Raw genomic sequence first — 17,807 nt, forward strand, 5'->3', positions numbered from 1 at the left:
CAACCCCGCTTTCCCATTACGAGCGGGTCTGCACGCCACCGGCCTGGCCGGCCGTGGTGGTAGCAGCCGGCTTCGTTGCGACCGGCTTGGCCGCACCAGCAACCGCCGGGCGCACCGCGCCGTTCGAGGCGAGGTAGCCGAGCACGTCGTTCGAGAAAGCCGACAGGTCTTCCGCGATCGACTTGTTGCGACGCTGCAGCCAGTTGTAGCCGAGCACCGCCGGAACGGCGACGGCGAGACCGAGCGCGGTCATGATGAGCGCTTCACCGACCGGACCGGCGACCGCGTCGATCGACGCCTGGCCAGCCGCACCGATCTTGATGAGCGCGCGGTAGATGCCGATAACCGTACCGAACAGACCGATGAACGGTGCGGTCGCACCCACGGTCGCCAGGAACGCCAGGCCGGTGCCCAGACGCGAGTTGATCATCGCTTCCGAACGCGCGAGCGAGCCGTGCAGCCAGTCATGTGCCTCGACCGGGTCGGTCAGCTTCGAGTGCTGCTCCTGAGCCTGCAGGCCGTCGTCGACGATCTGCTTGTAGGCCGAGTTCTTCTCCAGCTTCGCCGAACCCTCGCGCAGCGAGGTCGTCTGCCAGAACGAGCCGCGGACGCGCTTCGCCTGGTTGATGATCTTCTGCTGCTCGAAGAGCTTGGTGAACATGATGTAGAACGAGACGACCGACATCAGCACGAGGATGCCGAAGGTGCTCTGGGCGATGATACCGCCCTGCTCAAGCGCGGCGGCGAGGCCGTACGGGTTCTCGCCGCCGTGGTCTGCCGCACCTGCGGCAGCAGCGAAGATGGTGGTGATCATTCGATTAGTTTCCCTCTGAAAAGCGCGATTCTATTAAGGCTGGATCAATCCCGTGGCAGCTTCCAGACCACGCGGCGCGTCTGCGTCGTCGCGATCGGGTTGCCCGCTGCGTCCGTGGCCGGCGTGTACCGGGCCCGACGGGTCAGCGCGCGGCATGCCGCCTGGTCTAGCGCATTCGAGCCGCTCGACTCGGTGGTGACGCAATTCTCCACGCGACCCTGGGCGTTGATCGTCCACTTAATCACGGTCGTGCCTTCTTCTTCGGCACGGATCGAGCTGGGCGGATAATCGTCCGTGGTGATCCAGTCCGCAGGGTTACCCTTTGCACCGGCAGCCTTGCTGACCACCGGCGGCGCGGGAGGCGCAGGCGGCGGGGGTGCAGGCGGCGCGACCGGCGTCGGTACATAGACCGGCGGCGGAGTCGGCACGGTAGCGATCGTCACCGGCGGTGCCGGAGTCGTCACGATGGGCGGCGGCGCCACAACGGGCGGCGGCGTCATCGGAACGTCAGGCGGCGGCGGTGGCGGTTCGTCCGGCGGCGGGGGCGGTGGTTCCTCAACGTCAAACGTATTCAGCTTCTCCGACACCTTTTTCACGTACTGGAACGCGAGGCCGGTGACGAAGGCGTAGCCGAGAGCAGCATGGATGAGCGCCACGATGACGATCGCGACGACCTTGCTCCCGCTCATCTTCTGGTCAGAGTAGGCCATTCAGCAAAAGCACTCCCTAATCCCTATGGCCCGAGGGGGCCGGGCGGCCTGCCGCGGCTTCCGCTAGGCGGAAAATGGGCGTGCCGGTCCGTCGGCAAGGGCTAAACGGTACCCTTGCACCGAGCGACTCCTAACTTGCGCCTTAACGACACGCAAACGCTTTGTCGGACGCAACAAACGTACAATCGCCCTGCGACAGATTTATTTCTGTATCATAGAGAGGGGATGGATTAACCGATGCGCATGGTCACCCGAACGATTAGTGCCTCCGCGCTTGGTTTCGCGCTCATTGCCGTCACCCCCTTCACCGCCGCCGCCCAGCAGCCAGGAGCCGGAGCTTACGCCGCGCCGGCGCTCTCCTATGCGGAGACAGCCGACCTGGTGATCGCCAGCCCGATCGTTCTCGACGCGACGATCGCTTCTGCCGTGCGCATCAAAGGCGCGGAGGCGGCGAATGTTCCGCCGGGTTTTATGCGCTTTTATATCGAGGCTGATGTCGGGGCGCTGATCCGCGGGCCGGGCGCGATCCCACCGAGGGTCGGGTATGTTCTGGATGCGCCGGTCGGCCCGGGGGGCCGTGCGCCGAAATATCGCAAGGCACGCGTCCTCCTGTTCGCACGCCCGGTGCCCGGCGATCCCACGCAGATTCAGCTGACCGGCCCCGATTCCCAGCGCGCCTTTGACCCCGAGCTCGATTCCCTCACCCGGCGAATCAGTCGCGAACTGGTGTCGCCCGACGCACCGCCGGTCGTGACCGGGGTCGGCAACGCCTTCCACGTCGCCGGGTCGCTCCCGGGCGAAGGCGAGACGCAGGTGTTCCTGACCACGCAGGACAACCGCCCGGTGTCGCTCAACATTTTGCGCCGCCCCGGCGAAGAGCCGCGCTGGGCCGTGGCGCTGTCGGAGATCGTCGACGACTCGGCCGGCCCGCCGCAGCGCGGTACCCTGTTATGGTATCGCCTGGCCTGCGCCCTGCCCCGCGCGTTGCCCGCACGCAGCACCCAGGCGCTGGAGCCGGCCGACGCGGCGATCGCGCAGCAGGACTATCGCTTCGTGCTGCAGCAACTGGGCCCGTGCCGGCGAGCGCCGACCAACGCCTATTGATCAGCGCGTCAGCGGCGGTGGCGGACGAGGGTGATCCCGATCGATTCGCCATCCTCGGCGATGGCGAGCTTGACGATCTTGATCTTCACCCGGCGGACGCGCGCATCCTGCAGGAACAGCGTCTCGGCGATATGATCCGCGACCCCTTCGATCAGGGTGAAGTGGACCCCGGGCGGCAGCGCGGTCGTCGCGGCATGTTTCAGATCGAGATAATTCTTCGAGGCGGTCAGCGGCGTATCGGGCGCGAATCGGGCGGGCGCGTCGAGCAGCACCGTCATCGAGATCCGCAGCGGCTGGGGCAGGTGCGTTTCCTCTGAATAGACGCCGGTCAGCACCGGCACCTCCAGATCGTGCACCTCAAGTTCGAGCATGTCTTCCACGCCGCGCGCTTAGCGCCACGCACGCGCCGACGCCATGCCCGCTTGCGTTCAGGCCGACTATCGATAGAGCGCCCGTCCCTTGACGTACGGGCAGGAGAAGCCGGTGATCGAGGTGATCGGGCTGGAGCAGATTGATGGGCAGTTGGTCGAGCAGTTGCTCGACCGCGCGTTTGGCACGGACCGGCACACGCGCACCGCCTATCGCCTGCGCGAGGGCGTCGCCGCCCTCGCCGGCCCCAGCCTGGCCGCAATCGAGGATGGCGAATTGATCGGGACGATCCAGTTGTGGCCGGCCATGTTCCGCGGCGAGGATGGACGGCGCGTGCCGCTGGTCCTCGTCGGCCCCGTCGCGGTCGTGCCCGAGCGGCAGGGGTCGGGGATCGGCCGCCGGCTGGTCGAGGAAGCGCTGGAGCGCGTCCCCGACGCGGCGCTGATGCTGATCGGCGATCCCGAATATTACGGCCGCTTCTTCGGCTTCACCGCCGACCGTACCGGCGGCTGGCGCCTGCCGGGTCCGGTCGAGCGCCACCGCCTGCTGGCGCGCGGCGAGGGGGTTCCCGATGGCGCGGGAGAGATCGGCCCCGGTGACCCGCCCGCGGGCTGAAGCTTGTCGGGAAGCTTGGGAGGCGATCTTTACCCCGCCGCCGCCCTCACCTACCTGTTGGCCATGCCCATGGCACCGCCTCCTGCGTTCGACACGCTCACCATTGCCGATATCGCCCGCCTTGCCGACGAGGATCGCCTGCCGCCGGTAGAGCGCTGGCATCCCGATCACTGCGGGCCGAGCGACATGCGCATCGCCCGCGACGGCACCTGGTATCATCAGGGATCGCCGATCGGCCGCCCGGCCATGGTACGCGCGTTCAGCCGCATCCTCCGCCGCGAGCCCGACGGCAGCTACGTCCTCGTCACCCCGGTCGAGAAGCTCGATATCGACGTGGAAGATGCGCCCTTCGTCGCCGTCGAGCTGAAGGCGGAAGGGACTGGGAAAGACAGCCAGCTCGCCTTCCGCCTGAACACGGGTGAAATCGTGACTGCCTCGGCGGAGCATCCGCTTCGCTTCGAGGAACATGCCGACGGCCCCCACCCCTATGTTCATGTCCGCGGCGGGCTGGAGGCGCTGATCGCCCGGCCGGTCTATTATGAACTGGCCGAGCGCGCGCTCGCCGGCGACCATGATCCCCCCGGCCTGTGGAGTGGGGGAAGCTTTTTCCCGATCGCGCCGTGACGTCGCTGGCGGAGCGCCTCAGCCGGGCGCTGACCGAAGGGATGGCGCAGCAGACCATCACGCTCGCTGGCGACCATGGCGACCTAGCCCGGATCGCGGAGGGCAGCATGAAGCCCGCAGCTGTGCTGGTGCCGGTAACCGATCGCGCGCGTCCGGGTGTGATCCTGACGCAGCGCACCGACACGCTGCGGCAGCACGCCGGGCAGGTTGCCTTTCCCGGCGGCCGGCTCGACCCCGGCGAGGATGCGGTTGCGGCCGCGCTGCGCGAAGCGGAGGAGGAAATCGCCCTCGCCCCGTCAGCGGTCAGGATCGTCGGCGAGGCCGATCGCTATCGCACCGTCACCGGCTATACCGTCACGCCGGTCGTCGGCGTGGTGCCGCCCGACATTGACCTCCATCCGTCGGAGGCGGAAGTGGCGCGAGTGTTCGAAGTGCCGCTCGACTTCCTGCTCGACACGGCCAATCACGTGGAGGCGCGATCGCACTGGCAGGGGCAGGAGCGACGCTATTACGAGATCATGTGGAACAATCATCGCATATGGGGCGCAACCGCGGCCATGATCGTGAACCTGGGGCGTCGGCTGCAATGGAGCCTGTGACGCTGCCCGCCGGCGGCTGGCGCGATCGGGCGGGACTGCACGAACTGGTGACGGCGCTGGATGCGGCAGGCGGCAACGCGCGGTTCGTGGGCGGCGCGGTGCGCGACACGTTGCTCGGCCTGCCGGTGTCCGACATTGACGTCGCGACGCGCTTCGCACCGCAGGAGGTGATCACCCGGCTCGAGCGTGCCGGGATCAAGGCGGTGCCGACCGGCCTCGCCCATGGCACGATCACTGCCGTGTCGTCGGGCACCGTGGTCGAGGTAACGACGCTGCGACGCGACCTCACCACCGACGGCCGCCATGCCACCGTCGCCTTCACCGGCGACTGGCAGGAGGATGCCTCACGGCGCGATTTCACCATGAACGCGCTGTTCGCCGATCCGGTCGACGGCATTGTGTTCGACTGGTTCGGCGGGCTGGAGGATCTGCGCGAGGGGCGGATCCGCTTCATCGGTGATCCCTATCGCCGGATCGCCGAGGACCATTTGCGCATCCTGCGCTTCTTCCGCTTCCACGCGCGGTTCGGGCGGGTGATCGACGAGGACGGGCTTGATGCCTGCACCGCGCGCGCCAACGACCTCATGACCTTGTCGCGTGAGCGGATCGCGGCGGAGCTGCTGAAGCTGCTCGTCGCGCCGCGCGCCGTTCCGGTCGTCGCCTTGATGGTCGAGCGGGGCATCTTCCGCCCGGTCCTGCCGGAGATCGAGGATACCGCCGCGCTCGCCGCACTGGCGGAGCGGGAGGCGGCGGCGGGCATCCCCCCTGATCCGATCCGGCGCCTCGCCGCGCTGATCGCGCCCGCCGCGGCTGAGGGGGTGGGCGCACGGCTGCGGCTGTCCAACGCGGACCGGAAGCGGCTGGAGATTGCTGTTGGTCCCATCGGCGACGAAGGGCCCCGCCCGCTGGCCTATCGCATCGGCTGCACCGGCGCGATCGATCGCCTGCTGCTCGCGGGCGCGCCGGTCGACGCGCTCACCGGGTGGACGCCCCCGCGCCTCCCAGTCTCCGGCGGGTCACTGGTCGGGCGCGGGATCGCCAAAGGCCCCGATGTCGCGCGCGCGCTCCGCCAGATCGAGGAACAGTGGATCGCAGAAGGGTTTCCCGACGCAGACCGCGCCGAGGCGATCGCGCAGGAAGTGCTCGATCAGCTGTTGCAGCGAAGCAGCAGCTGATAGGCGTCGTCCGCCGGCAGCGGCGGCGAAAAGGCATAGCCCTGCCCAAAGGTGCAGCCGAGCGCGGCGAGCGTCTGGCTGACGTCGCGGCTTTCGATCCCCTCGGCGATCGTGTCCATGCTGAGCGTCGCAGCGAGGCTCAGGATCGCGCGCACGATCGCGATCTTGTCGCGATCCGCCATCATGTCGGTGACGAAGCTGCGATCGATCTTCAGTATGTCGATCGGCAGGCGCTGAAGATAGGCGAGGTTCGAATAGCCGGTACCGAAATCGTCCATCGCGATCGAGGCACCGGTATCCTTCAGCGCGCGCAGCATGGCGGCGTTGCGATCGGGATCCGCAATCAGCGCGCTTTCGGTCAGTTCCAGCTTCAGGCGTCCACCGGCGAGGCCGTGACGCGCCAGCGCCGCCTCCACCACCGGCGGCAGGTGATCGCGCTGCAACTGGATCGGCGAGATATTGACCGCCATCTGCACGTCGCACGATCCACCCGCCAGCGCGTCCCATTCGGCCAGGGTGCGCAGCGCGCCATCGATCGCCCAGCGGCCGATCGGCACGATCAGCCCGGTTTCCTCCGCGACCGAGATGAAATCGGCCGGTGAGATGATTTTGCCATCCTCGGTCGTCCAGCGTGCCAGCGCCTCGAACGCGATGATCTTGCCGGTCGCAAGGTCACAGACCGGTTGATAGTGAAGCGTCAGCTGCTCGGCATCGATCGCCCGCCGGAGCGCGGTTTCCATCGCGAATTGTGCGCGGGCCCGGTCGAGCGCCCGGGTCTCGTATGCCTCGGCCTTGCCCGTCTCCTTCGACTTGCGCACGGCAAACTGGGCATGGCGGATCACATCCTCGGCATCCTGCGCGGGGTTGTCGGCGAATGCCATGCCGATCGCGCAGGTGATGCGGATCTCGAAATCGCTGAGCCTAAACGGCGTGGCGAGCACGTCGCGGATCCGACGAACCGCATGTTCGGCTTCATCGCGCCCCTCGTCCAGGGTCAGCAGGACGCCAAATTCATCGCCGCCGATCCGGCCGAGCACGTCCGTCGCGCGCAATGCGCCCTTGATCCGCCGCGCCGCCGTCATCAGCAATTCGTCGCCGGCCATGCTGCCGAGACAACTGTTGATCCGGCCGAAGCGATCGAGGTCGATGACCAGAACCGCACAATCCGTCGCACCTGCCGTCAGCCGCTCCTCCAGCCGATCGCCAAAGCCTTCGCGGTTCGGCAACCCCGTCAGGCTGTCGGTGGTCATTTCGCGCCGCAAACTCGTCTCGGTGCGCATCTCGGCCGTCTGGTCGAGCAACGTCAGCAGGCAGTGGGGCGCCCCTTCCCCGGCGATCCGCGCCAGCGTGACATCGAAACGGCGCTGTTCCACGCAACTGCCCAATGTCAGCGACAGGCGCTCGCGCACGTCCTCGCCCGACAGGAAATCAATGATCCGCCCGCTCAATTCGGTCAGCGGCTCGGCGAACTTGCGCGATTCCGCCGTGCCCAGTTCCAGGCGGCGAAACATCGCATTGGGCAGCTGGAAAGTGAGCCTGCGGCCCTCCAGCCGCACCACCACCGCCGCGATCGGCAGCAGCTCCAGCGCCCCCTCGGCCGCGGTTCGCCCTGGCGCGCTCTGTTGAGGCTCGCGAGGCGTGGTAAGGACGGCGGAGAAGGGCATTGTCCTCTCGCTACCCCCGCGCGCGTTAAGTTTCGCTAAATCGAAGAAGATTTCAGGTGAAGCGGTTGTCGCGCGGGAAGCCGGTGGGCGGCATCCGCCCCGCAGCACCACGTGCGGCACGCCACGGCGACACGTCGCTCTCCGTGCGTGTACGCCCGGTCTCGCCACCCATCGCCCAGCTGATCCCATCGGCATAGCGGAAGGTGATGGCATCGCTCAGCCCGCCATCGCGATAGCGTTGCAGCTGCGCGCCCTGCCCCCGCGTCATTTCCGGCAACTCGCTCAACGGGAACACCACCAGCTTGCGATTGTCACCGATCGCCGCGACATAATCGTCGTCCTTGCCGACCGGGCGCACCACCGACAGCCGCGCGCCCGGGCGCGGCGTCACCACCGTCTTGCCCTTGCGCGTTTCGGCGATCACGTCGTTGACCGGCACCACGAAGCCCCGCCCGTCGCTCGCCGCGACCAGCAGCTTGCCGTCGCGCTCCGCCTTCAGCAGCCGCACGATGCCGATCCCGCCATCGAGGTCGATCGTCGCGCGCACCGGCTCGCCAAAGCCACGCCCGCCGGGAAGCCTGTCCGCCGCCAGCGTGTAGAAGCGCCCGTTCTCCGCCGACAGCAGCAGCTTGTCCGTCGTCTGCGCGTGGAAGGCGAAGGCGGGGCCGTCGCCCTCCTTGAACTTCAGCGTCTCGGCCGAGGCCAGCTCGACATGCCCCTTCATCGCGCGGATCCAGCCGCGCTGCGACAGGATCACGGTGATCGGCTCGCGCTCGATCATCGCCTCCAGCGGGATCTCGCGCGCCGGCGCGGCTTCCTCCAGCGTGGTGCGCCGCTTGCCCAGCGCCGTCTCCGGACCATAGCGGTCACGGATCGTCGCCAGATCCTTCTTCATCCGCGTGCGCTGCCGCTGGTCGGAACCGAGCAGCAACTGCAGGCTCGCCTGCTCCTTTTCCAGCGCGGCCTGCTCGCGCTTCAGCTCCATCTCCTCCAGCTTGCGCAAGCTGCGCAGCCGCATGTTGAGGATCGCCTCGGCCTGCCGGTCAGTGAGGTCGAACTCGGCGATCATCACGGCCTTTGGCTCATCCTCGGTGCGGATGATCTCGATCACCCGGTCGAGGTTGAGGAAGGCGGTGATATAACCCTTCACCAGCTCCAGCCGATCGGCGATCTTGCCCAGCCGATGCTCGGTACGACGACGGAGCACGATGAACTGATGCTCCACCCAGGCGGCGAGCGCCTCGGCCAGGCTCATCACCCGCGGGGTGCGCCGCGCGTCGAGCACGTTGAGGTTCAGCGGCACGCGCGTTTCGAGATCGGACAGGCGGTAGAGCCCGTCCATCAGCACCTGCGGATCGACCGTGCGGCTGCGCGGTTCCAGCACCAGCCGGATCTCCGCGTCGGATTCGTCGCGCACATCGGCCAGGATCGGCAGCTTCTTGTCATTCACCAGGCCGGCGATCTGCTCGATCAGCTTGCCCTTTTGAACGCCATAGGGGATCTCGCTGACCACGATCTGCCAGCCGCCGCCCTTTTCCTTTTCCACGCTCCAGCGACACCGCACGCGGAATGCGCCGCGGCCCGTGGCATAGGCCTCGCGGATGATCGCCGGCGGATCGACCAGCAAGCCGCCGGTGGGGAAATCCGGCCCGTGGACGAACGCCAGCGGATCGGCCGCGGGATCGTCGATGAGCGCGATGGCGGCGTCGAGCAGCTCGGCAGCATTGTGCGGCGGGATCGACGTCGCCATGCCGACCGCAATGCCACTCGCCCCGTTCGCCAGCAGATTGGGGAACAGCCCGGGGAACAGCTCGGGCTCCTGCTCCTCGCCATTATAGGTCGGGCGGAAGGAAACGGCGTCCTCGTCCAGCCCGTCCATCAGGTCGATCGCGACCTGGGTCAGCCGCGCCTCGGTATAACGATAGGCCGCGGCATTATCGCCATCGATGTTGCCGAAATTACCCTGCCCGTCGACCAGCGGATATCGCAGCGCGAAATCCTGCGCGAGCCGCACCATCGCGTCATAGACCGACTGGTCACCATGCGGATGGTATTTACCGATCACGTCACCGACGACGCGCGCGCATTTCTTATACCCTTGCGTCGGATCGAGCCGCAGCAGCCGCATCGCCCACAGCAGACGCCGATGAACCGGCTTCAGCCCGTCGCGAACATCGGGCAGCGATCGCGCGGTGATCGTCGACAGCGCATAGACGAGATAGCGCTCGGACAGCGCGGAATCGAACGGCGCGTCGAACACGCCGACAGGCGGATTGTCGGGGGGCAGCACGGTCGCATCAGTCGGCATGGCGGGCGTGCTAGCAGGCGTCGGCCATGTTCCACAACCGTTCCGCACACCGATCTATGCGGCTCCTGCGTGCCGTGCCACAGATAGCGGCCATGCCCGCCTCCCCAATCGCGCCACGCCGTACCAACCGCCGCACATTCAGAGTGGCCTTGCCGCTTGCCTGCGCCCTGCTGGCTGCGCCATGGTCCGCCCCAGCCATGCCGCCCCAGACCGATCAGAAAACCGCCGCGCAGGAAGCCGCGTCCTTCAAGCCGCTCACCTGGGACGACCTGACCAGTCGCCCCCGCCCGGCGGCGGACGCCACGGTCGCTTATGGTGCGGACCACATGCAGAAGGTGGACGTGTGGGTGCCCGCCGGGCCCGGCCCGCATCCCGTCGTCCTGATGGTCCATGGCGGATGCTGGCAGACCTCGATCGCCGATCGCACGCTGATGGACCGGGTGGCCGGCGACCTGCGCGACTCGGGCATCGCCGTGTGGAACATCGATTACCGGGGGGTCGACCGGGCGGGCGGCGGCTATCCCGGCACCTTCGCCGACGCGGCGGCGGCGGCCGACCGTCTGTTGACGGAGGCGGCACGCTTCCGCCTCGACCCCTCGCGCGTCGTCGCCGTGGGCCATTCCGCCGGTGGCCACCTCGCATTGTGGCTCGCCGGCCGGTCGCGGCTGCCGCGATCCAGCCCGCTGCACACCGCCACACCGCTGCCGATCCACCATGTCATCAGCCTCGGCGGGCTGCCCGACCTGGAGGCGACCGCCGCCAGCCCCGACAATGGCTGCGGCATAAAGGTGGTGGAGCGGCTGGTCGGCAGCGATCGGGCGGATCCATATGCCGACACCTCCGTCCCCCGCCTCTTCCCGCTCGGCGTTGCGCAGACGCTGATCAACGGGCGCGAGGATCGCATCATCCCGTACCGGATGGCGACCGACTATGTCGCGCGCGCCACCGCTGCCGGCGATCGAGTCGCGCTCGTCACCGTGCCTGAAACGGGACATGTCGAGCTGGTCACGCCTGATACCGCAGCCTGGGCGGCAACCCGCACGGCAATCCGCACGGCGCTCGGGATGCGCGACTAAGCGCGCTACGCGGTAATCCGCATCCGATTGCGTGCGCACGCCCCTTCCCGTATAGGCCTCGCCATTCCCGCCCCGGCCGCGCCGCTTCCGTCGCGTCGCCGGGGCTGTCCATTTCAGGGGTGATGCGATGGCGCGGCGCCGGCAGATTTACGAAGGCAAGGCGAAGATCCTGTACGAGGGTCCCGAACCCGGCACCTTGATCCAATATTTCAAGGACGATGCCACTGCCTTCAATGCCCAGAAGAAGGGCACGATCAACGGCAAGGGTGTGCTGAACAACCGGATTTCGGAGCACATCTTCACCCTGCTCGGCAACATCGGCGTGCCGACCCACTTCATCCGCCGCCTCAACATGCGCGAGCAGCTGATCCGCCAGGTCGAGATCGTGCCGATCGAGGTGATCGTCCGCAATGTCGCCGCCGGCTCGCTCAGCAAGCGGCTCGGGATCGAGGAAGGCACCCAGCTGCCGCGCACGATCCTCGAATATTGCTACAAGGACGATGCGCTCGGCGATCCGATGATCTCCGACGAACATATCGCGGCGTTCGGCTGGGCCAGCCAGGAAGAGATGCACGACATCGCCGACCTGGCGATCCGCGTAAACGATTTCCTCTCGGGCCTGTTCGGCGCGGTCGGCATCCGCCTGGTCGACTTCAAGCTCGAGTTCGGCCGCGTGTGGGACAATGACTACAGCCGCATCATCCTTGCGGACGAGATCAGCCCCGACGGCTGCCGCCTGTGGGACATGACCACCAACGAGAAGCTGGACAAGGACCGGTTCCGCCGCGACCTCGGCGGTGAGGTGGAGGCCTATCAGGAGGTCGCCCGCCGGCTTGGCCTGCTGCCCGAAGGTGGCGAAACGGCGATCCTCGACATGGCCGAGCATCGCGAGCGCCGGGGCAAGTAAGCCCCGGCTGGACACCAGCAACGGTTGCGATCCGCGACCGCATCGAATAGCGGGCCACGGCATGAAGCTTCGCATCTACGTAACGCTCAAGCCCGGCGTGCTCGACCCGCAGGGCAAGGCCATCGAACACGCACTGTCGGGCCTCGGCTTCGCCGGTGTCGAGGGTGCCCGCGTGGGCAAGCTGATCGAGCTGGACGTCGCCGACACGGTCGATGACGCGCAGGTCGACGCGATGTGCCGCCAGCTGCTCGCCAATACGGTGATCGAGAATTACCGGGTGGAGCGCGCATGAAGACAGCGGTCGTCGTCTTTCCGGGGTCGAACTGCGATCGCGACATCGCCGTGGCGCTCGAAAGCGTCACCGGCACGCCGCCGATCATGGTCTGGCACCGCGAAACGGAGCTGCCGGAGGGCCTGTCCCTCCTGGCCGTGCCGGGCGGCTTCTCCTACGGCGACTATCTGCGCTCCGGCGCGATGGCCGCGCGGTCGCCGATCATGCGCGCCGTAGCGGACAAGGCCGCCGGCGGGCTTCCCGTCTTTGGCGTCTGCAACGGCTTCCAGGTGCTGACCGAGGCTGGCCTGCTGCCGGGCGCGCTGATGCGCAACGCCGGGCTGAACTTCGTCTGCCGCGATGTCGCGCTGACCGTCGACAACAGCCAGAGCGCATTCACCAGCCGCTATGCCGCGGGTGAGACGATCACCGTCCCCGTCGCGCACCACGACGGCAATTACGTCGCCGATCAGGAGACGCTCGACCGGCTCGAAGGCGAAGGGCGCGTCGCGTTCCGCTATGCCGAGGACGTCAACGGCTCCGCGCGGCGGATCGCCGGGATCCTCAATGATGCCGGCAACGTGCTGGGCATGATGCCGCACCCCGAGCGTCGCGTCGAAAGCGCGCATGGCGGGCTCGACGGCCGCCGCCTGTTCGAAGGTCTGCTCGAAAAGATCGGCTGAAGCCGGACGGGGCGGTGCGCTATGCCGCCGCCCCTCCAGCGCGCTGTCAGACGCTCGCGCCGAAGGGCGTGAAGTCCGTCCCGTCGTCATAGACGTCCACGCCCTCCGCGCGCTTCAACCAGCCCACGACCACATACGTCACCGGCGTCAGCAGCGCCTCCCACGACACTTTCAGCACCCATTGGGTGACGAGCACCGTCAGGACGAGCTGCGTCGTCCACCCCTCCGCGCCCCAGAAGGCCATGGGGTAGAAGATCAGGCTGTCGACCCCCTGCCCCGCCACCGTCGATCCGATCGTTCGCATCCACAGATGCTTGCCGCCGGTCGCCACCTTCATCCGCGCCAGCACGTAGGAATTGACGAACTCGCCCGCCCAGAAGGCGCACATGCTGGCGACCACGATCCGCGGCACCTGCCCGAACACCGCCTCATAAGCCGCCTGGTTGGTCCAGTCGGGCGCCGGCGGCAGCGCGACCACCACCCATGCCATCAACGCCATGAAAACCGTCGCGCCAAAGCCGGCCCAGATCACGCGCCGCGCGCGGGCATAGCCATAGACTTCGGTCAGCACGTCGCCGATCACATAGCTGACCGGAAAGAACAAAATGCCCGCGCCGAACGGCCAATAGCCGACGCCGGGCAGCCAGACCTGCGCAACCTTGCCCGCGCCAAGCACATTGGACAGCAACAGGATGGCGACGAACGCCGCCATGACAAAGTCATAATAGCGCAGGTTCTTGCCGTGCAGCGCAGATGCTGTCACGCGATGCGGCGTTGCCTCGTCCATGGAAAGATCATGGCAACGGTTTCCCGCGTCGGCAATCCACGCTAACGCACATCGCGTGCGCGCCCGTAGCTCAGTTGGATAGAGCACGAGCCTTCTAAGCTTGGGGCCGCAGGTTCGATTCCTGCCGGGCGCGCCATCTCTCAGTAACTTATGCGCTAGTGTGAGCCAGTGGCGATCGATCATGTAGCGGATAGGTAGCGCCACTGATTCGGGGAGTGCTCGATTGCAACCTTCCATAACTGATTGGGTAAGCGCCGCGAGTTCAGTCCTGACGATGGTGGCGGCGATAGCTGCGCTAGTAATAGCCTGGCGGGCGCCCAAAATGGCAGCTGAATTCGCGGAACGACTGAGGGCTCAAAACCAAGCAACGGAAGAGTTGCAGCGTTTTCAAATGAACGTCTTTGCGACACTCATGCGGTGCCGCGCGGAAATCCTAAACCCTGAGGCGCGGGCAGCTATCAACTCGGTGGACGTCGCGTTTGCGGCCCACGCTGAGGTGAGGGATGCCAGACGGCTGTTTTTTGAGGCTGTAAGTCAGCAGCCGGTCAATTCAGAACGTATTATCGAACGCTATCACGGCCTAATTGAAACCGTGGCGCGGGCTCTTGGTCTTGGCTCGATAATCACTGGCTTTGATGTTCGCGCGGGATATTACCCCACTGCCATCGGCCGCTTGGACGAAGCAGCGTTGGCTGAGGCAGAGGAGAAAATCGCGAGGCGAAACGCTTCAGAGGTTGCAAAGCAGCACAGGTAACGCTGCACACCAAGTGTGATGGTGAAATTGTGCCGCTGGTAAGCTTCCGTCTATGCGGCAACCGCTATTAATCGCATCACCGTTCTCCGTTAGGGGTCAGCTTGGGCACGTTTTCACAAGGCGAGCACCACGTCCGACTTTTCAAATAGGTAGTTGAGCGCCGCCGCGGATATTGCGCAACGATCCCGGACCACCCGGGACAAATAAGCTAATCTTTTCCGCCATTCCGGAACATTTCCGAATGCGCCTTGACAAGCCTTCTAAGCTTGGGGCCAGCAGCACGCGATCAACCGAGGTGCTAACGATTGAACTGCGCTGGACGACGCGATTCCACGCCGCCGTAGCCCGCGCGCGCATGAGTGCGTACCCGCAGCGCCGATAGCGCTTCAGATACGCTGAAACCAGAATCCGCCCGGCTTCGCATCTGGATGCTCCGCCGTCATCGGACACGCAGCAATGAATTCATCGAACCGTTGCTGCTTCAGCCAATGGTTGGCGCAGATGACCTTGAACTGCGAATTGTAGCAGAGGAACGATTCCATCAGATATTGCTCGTTCCACAGCCGGCGATCCTGGCGCAGCCATGTCTCCGGATAGTCATAGGGCGTGAAGATGTCGTGCACATGCACGATCACGCCGCTCTTCACGCTGGGCACGATCTGGTGGAATTCGCGCAGCACGTCGCCCCAGGGGCGGATGACGTGCGAGCTGTCGATGAACAGGATGTCGTTGGCGTCGAGCGCATCGAAGAAGGCGAGATCCAGGTCCTCCACCCGCTCCCGGACCACCGTGACGCCCGTTCGCTCCAGCCAGGGCATCTCATACGGCTCGATACAAATGTGGGCGCACGTATAGCCCTCGTCGTCCCGCCTGTTCGCCGCGATGGCGGCGCGGGCCACGAGCGTCGACTGGCCCGATCCGATCTCGATGATCCGCGCCGGCTTCTTCAGGCGGATCATGTTGTAGAGGATCTCCGCATCGCCATAGGAATACATGCGGTTGTCGTATCCGTATTCGTCCTCGCGCGGCTTTTCGTCCGGGAACGCACGCAGCTCCTCGGCAAAGCGGAACGACCGCAGCAGCGCGAGCTGTTCGCCCTCGTTCATGTCGAAGCCGGGCAGGAAACGAGCCTTCTGCGTGTCTGCGGGGAGATCATGCTCCGCATATGTCGGCTCGTAATAATGCGTGGTCCGCACCTGAAATCCGGCACGATCCTGCAACGCCTGGAACCGCGTCATCCGGTTATGATGCTTTCCCATGAAGCGTAATGCCGGGGCAGCAATGCCGCCGAGTGCGGTCGCGCCCACGTCGGCGATCTTGTGCAGCAATACGGCCACGGACAGTCCTCTTCTTCGGGTCTCCGCTGATTGTTCGTCCGGTCGATACGCCCGGTTGATCGAACACATGCGGCATTCCGGGCATGTCTAAACACGTTGGCCGCTCACGGTCGCACGATTGCAGCCATAATGGATGTCACGCGCCATCCTGCCGATTACGGCATGGTCGGCGCGTCGCGGCGCATGATCATCACGGGCGCGCTGATGATGCTGGCGGTGCGCGCAGGTCAGCCCGGGGACACCGCACGAAACCGCCGGCCAGATCCGGGTGTTCATGCCCCGGGCGCCTCGCTCAGAGGGCGCCAGCAGGGAGCAGATATGGCGACAGCCAGGCAGGATGACGCGGCTTTTCCGGACGGGCTTGATCCCAGCCATGCCGAACCGGTCAGCGGGCTGCGCGCCCACGCCAGCCCGCTCGCCTTCATCATCCTGGGTGCGATCGTCGCGACGGGGATGACCGGTGCGCTGGGCGGCGCGCCGGCGCCGGTCACCACGATCAATGCGCCGGCAGCGGTCATGGAGGTCAAGGTTGCCCGCCCGCTGCGCAGCGGCCTGTTCTTCGAAACGCATATCCGGGTGGTCGCGCGGCAGGACATCGCCAAGCCGGTGATCGGCATCGATGCCGCATTGTGGCGTGACCTGACGATCAACAGCCAGATTCCGGCGCCCAGCGATGAAAGCTTCGCCGACGGGCAATATCGCTTCGACTATCCCGCGCTGAAGGCTGGCGACACGCTGGAGATCAAGATCGACGGCCAGACCAATCCGCCGCTCGTCGGGCGGCTTGCCGGAACCATCACCCTGCTCGACGGCGACACCCGGCTGAGCGCGATCGCTCTCTCCATCCCGGTGCTGCCCTGATGGATATCGTTTTTCGGGCGAGCGTCACCTTCGCCGCGCTATACCTGCTGCTCCGCCTGCTGGGAAAACGTGAGATCGGCCAGCTTACCCCCTTCGAACTGGTCGTGATCGTGGTGATGGGAGATCTGGTGCAGCAGGGGGTGACGCACAACGATTTCAGCCTCACCGGCTCGATCCTCGCCATCGCGACCTTTGCCTTCTGGGCGCTGGTGATGAGCTGGGCGACCTATCTCTCGCCGCGGCTTGAGAAGCTGCTCGATGGTCAGCCGCAGGTGATCATCCGCGACGGCGAGCTGATCGAGGCGAACCTTCGCCGCGACCGCATCACGCGTGGCGAGGTGGAGGCGGAAATGCGCCTCGCCGGCATCGCGCGCATGAAGGATGTCGCATGGGCGATCCTGGAAACCCAGGGGAAGATCAGCTTCATTCGCAAGGATGACGGCGACGTGAACCAGAAGGAGGACGATGCCGCCGCGTGAATGACGGCCGCGCAGGAAACAGCTTCGCACCGTCCAATGGTAAACGAACAATCGACAAGGCTTTTCACCGCAGCATCGCGCGCCCTTCGTGCGGAGGGTGCGCATGAGAGTCCGCCAGCGATGGCTCAGCCGAAGTTACCCAAATGATCGCGCAAGTCGACGCTCATGATGTCGCAGAAAAAGCACGCTTCCGCTCGCTCACCGGCCGCAACATTCGCATCTTTCTCCCGCCAATAGCGCGCAAAAATGCCCGAACCGCGGGGTCACACCACCCGTTCATCTTTAGGGTGATTTACGTAGTGCATCGGGGACGACGCATCGCCTAGATGGCAATTGCCGCCTCGGCAAAGGAGGGCAGCCAGCCGAGGCGGCAACCGGAACGGTCAACCGACGGAGCAAGCGACCACGGGAAAGCGACAGCACGAGGATAGCAGCAAGGGCAGCCGGCGACGCACAGCGTGACGCCGCTCGCCCTTATTCAGCGCAGCCGATCAGCGCAGCTCGCGTGAAGGCCCCTCTCCGGGGCATTGCGCGAGATAGCGGCGCGCCAGTTCCAGATGCGCGGTGCGCGCCTCGGTGCTGCGTGCCCGACGCACCATCGTCAGTTCGGCACGGGCGCGGAAGATGGCATATTCGACGTCGCTGCGCATCGGATCCTCTGAACTAAAAC

General features: G+C 66.1%; 20 protein-coding genes and 1 tRNA gene. 13 read left to right on the plus strand and 8 right to left on the minus strand.

Annotation, left to right across the window (positions count from 1 at the left end; all coding sequences use genetic code 11):
* Window positions 1-16: 16 nt before the first annotated feature.
* Both L8F96_RS07650 and L8F96_RS07655 read right to left on the minus strand, forming a co-directional pair.
* Window positions 17-814 carry a MotA/TolQ/ExbB proton channel family protein gene (locus L8F96_RS07650; protein ID WP_046410681.1) on the minus strand — a complete coding sequence of 266 codons (798 nt, stop codon included), beginning with the start codon at window positions 812-814 and terminating at the stop codon, window positions 17-19.
* Between the two features lie 44 nt (window positions 815-858).
* A complete protein-coding gene (locus L8F96_RS07655) occupies window positions 859-1,524 on the minus strand; it encodes an energy transducer TonB (protein WP_046410683.1) in 666 nt (221 codons plus the stop codon).
* A gap of 243 nt (window positions 1,525-1,767) precedes the next feature.
* Here L8F96_RS07655 and L8F96_RS07660 point away from each other — a divergent pair, with 243 nt between their 5' ends.
* Window positions 1,768-2,628: a hypothetical protein gene (locus L8F96_RS07660; protein WP_417158958.1), complete on the plus strand. Its 861-nt coding sequence runs from the start codon at window positions 1,768-1,770 to the stop codon at window positions 2,626-2,628.
* A gap of 8 nt (window positions 2,629-2,636) precedes the next feature.
* Here L8F96_RS07660 and L8F96_RS07665 read toward each other — a convergent pair whose 3' ends face one another.
* Window positions 2,637-3,008: a dihydroneopterin aldolase gene (locus tag L8F96_RS07665; RefSeq protein ID WP_046410684.1), complete on the minus strand. Its 372-nt coding sequence runs from the start codon at window positions 3,006-3,008 to the stop codon at window positions 2,637-2,639.
* A gap of 103 nt (window positions 3,009-3,111) precedes the next feature.
* Here L8F96_RS07665 and L8F96_RS07670 point away from each other — a divergent pair, with 103 nt between their 5' ends.
* The 4 genes from L8F96_RS07670 (at window position 3,112) to L8F96_RS07685 (ending at window position 6,010) form a co-directional block, all read left to right on the plus strand.
* Entirely contained in the window at window positions 3,112-3,612 is a 501-nt protein-coding gene (locus L8F96_RS07670; RefSeq protein ID WP_334655908.1) for a GNAT family N-acetyltransferase, read from the plus strand.
* Window positions 3,613-3,675: 63 nt separating this feature from the next.
* Complete coding sequence (locus L8F96_RS07675; protein WP_046411757.1) at window positions 3,676-4,236, plus strand: DUF1285 domain-containing protein; 561 nt, start codon at window positions 3,676-3,678, stop codon at window positions 4,234-4,236.
* 41 nt (window positions 4,237-4,277) lie between these two features.
* Window positions 4,278-4,835, plus strand: coding sequence for a CoA pyrophosphatase (locus tag L8F96_RS07680; protein WP_046411759.1), 558 nt, complete (start codon window positions 4,278-4,280; stop codon window positions 4,833-4,835).
* Window positions 4,823-6,010: a CCA tRNA nucleotidyltransferase gene (locus tag L8F96_RS07685; RefSeq protein ID WP_334655692.1), complete on the plus strand. Its 1,188-nt coding sequence runs from the start codon at window positions 4,823-4,825 to the stop codon at window positions 6,008-6,010. The genes L8F96_RS07680 and L8F96_RS07685 overlap by 13 nt, the downstream gene beginning before the upstream one ends.
* Here the strand turns inward: L8F96_RS07685 and L8F96_RS07690 are convergent.
* Both L8F96_RS07690 and parC read right to left on the minus strand, forming a co-directional pair.
* Window positions 5,983-7,674 carry a putative bifunctional diguanylate cyclase/phosphodiesterase gene (locus L8F96_RS07690; protein ID WP_334655693.1) on the minus strand — a complete coding sequence of 564 codons (1,692 nt, stop codon included), beginning with the start codon at window positions 7,672-7,674 and terminating at the stop codon, window positions 5,983-5,985. The two genes, L8F96_RS07685 and L8F96_RS07690, sit on opposite strands and share 28 nt — an antisense overlap.
* Before the next feature lie 52 nt (window positions 7,675-7,726).
* On the minus strand, window positions 7,727-9,982 hold the full coding sequence (parC, locus tag L8F96_RS07695; protein WP_334655694.1) for a DNA topoisomerase IV subunit A: 2,256 nt from the start codon (window positions 9,980-9,982) through the stop codon (window positions 7,727-7,729).
* A 197-nt stretch (window positions 9,983-10,179) separates the two neighbouring features.
* Between parC and L8F96_RS07700 the strand changes: the two genes are divergently transcribed.
* The 4 genes from L8F96_RS07700 to purQ all read left to right on the plus strand — a co-directional run bounded on the left by L8F96_RS07700 (window position 10,180) and on the right by purQ (window position 12,919).
* Window positions 10,180-11,058: an alpha/beta hydrolase family protein gene (locus tag L8F96_RS07700; RefSeq protein ID WP_334655695.1), complete on the plus strand. Its 879-nt coding sequence runs from the start codon at window positions 10,180-10,182 to the stop codon at window positions 11,056-11,058.
* Between the two features lie 127 nt (window positions 11,059-11,185).
* Entirely contained in the window at window positions 11,186-11,965 is a 780-nt protein-coding gene (gene purC, locus L8F96_RS07705; RefSeq protein WP_046410689.1) for a phosphoribosylaminoimidazolesuccinocarboxamide synthase, read from the plus strand.
* A 61-nt stretch (window positions 11,966-12,026) separates the two neighbouring features.
* Window positions 12,027-12,257: a phosphoribosylformylglycinamidine synthase subunit PurS gene (purS, locus tag L8F96_RS07710; protein WP_046410691.1), complete on the plus strand. Its 231-nt coding sequence runs from the start codon at window positions 12,027-12,029 to the stop codon at window positions 12,255-12,257.
* On the plus strand, window positions 12,254-12,919 hold the full coding sequence (gene purQ, locus L8F96_RS07715) for a phosphoribosylformylglycinamidine synthase subunit PurQ (protein WP_334655696.1): 666 nt from the start codon (window positions 12,254-12,256) through the stop codon (window positions 12,917-12,919). The genes purS and purQ overlap by 4 nt, the downstream gene beginning before the upstream one ends.
* Before the next feature lie 46 nt (window positions 12,920-12,965).
* On the opposite strand, the gene L8F96_RS07720 is transcribed toward purQ, so the two are convergent.
* Entirely contained in the window at window positions 12,966-13,706 is a 741-nt protein-coding gene (locus tag L8F96_RS07720) for a queuosine precursor transporter (protein ID WP_334655697.1), read from the minus strand.
* A 59-nt stretch (window positions 13,707-13,765) separates the two neighbouring features.
* Between L8F96_RS07720 and L8F96_RS07725 the strand changes: the two genes are divergently transcribed.
* Both L8F96_RS07725 and L8F96_RS07730 read left to right on the plus strand, forming a co-directional pair.
* Window positions 13,766-13,842 (plus strand) — tRNA-Arg (locus L8F96_RS07725).
* A 138-nt stretch (window positions 13,843-13,980) separates the two neighbouring features.
* Window positions 13,981-14,460, plus strand: coding sequence for a DUF6680 family protein (locus L8F96_RS07730; protein ID WP_334655698.1), 480 nt, complete (start codon window positions 13,981-13,983; stop codon window positions 14,458-14,460).
* Window positions 14,461-14,846: 386 nt separating this feature from the next.
* On the opposite strand, the gene L8F96_RS07735 is transcribed toward L8F96_RS07730, so the two are convergent.
* A complete protein-coding gene (locus L8F96_RS07735; RefSeq protein ID WP_334655699.1) occupies window positions 14,847-15,797 on the minus strand; it encodes a class I SAM-dependent methyltransferase in 951 nt (316 codons plus the stop codon).
* A 318-nt stretch (window positions 15,798-16,115) separates the two neighbouring features.
* Between L8F96_RS07735 and L8F96_RS07740 the strand changes: the two genes are divergently transcribed.
* Together L8F96_RS07740 and L8F96_RS07745 are read left to right on the plus strand one after the other, a co-directional pair.
* Window positions 16,116-16,658, plus strand: a complete 543-nt coding sequence (locus L8F96_RS07740; protein ID WP_334655700.1) for a hypothetical protein — start codon at window positions 16,116-16,118, stop codon at window positions 16,656-16,658.
* A complete protein-coding gene (locus L8F96_RS07745; RefSeq protein ID WP_125944998.1) occupies window positions 16,658-17,137 on the plus strand; it encodes a DUF421 domain-containing protein in 480 nt (159 codons plus the stop codon). The genes L8F96_RS07740 and L8F96_RS07745 overlap by 1 nt, the downstream gene beginning before the upstream one ends.
* A 491-nt stretch (window positions 17,138-17,628) precedes the next feature.
* Here the strand turns inward: L8F96_RS07745 and L8F96_RS07750 are convergent, their stop codons facing one another.
* Entirely contained in the window at window positions 17,629-17,787 is a 159-nt protein-coding gene (locus L8F96_RS07750; RefSeq protein ID WP_164518885.1) for a hypothetical protein, read from the minus strand.
* Window positions 17,788-17,807: the final 20 nt, after the last annotated feature.

It is taken from the genome of Sphingomonas panaciterrae (assembly GCF_036890205.1).
Classification (GTDB): Bacteria; Pseudomonadota; Alphaproteobacteria; order Sphingomonadales; family Sphingomonadaceae; genus Sphingomonas; species Sphingomonas panaciterrae.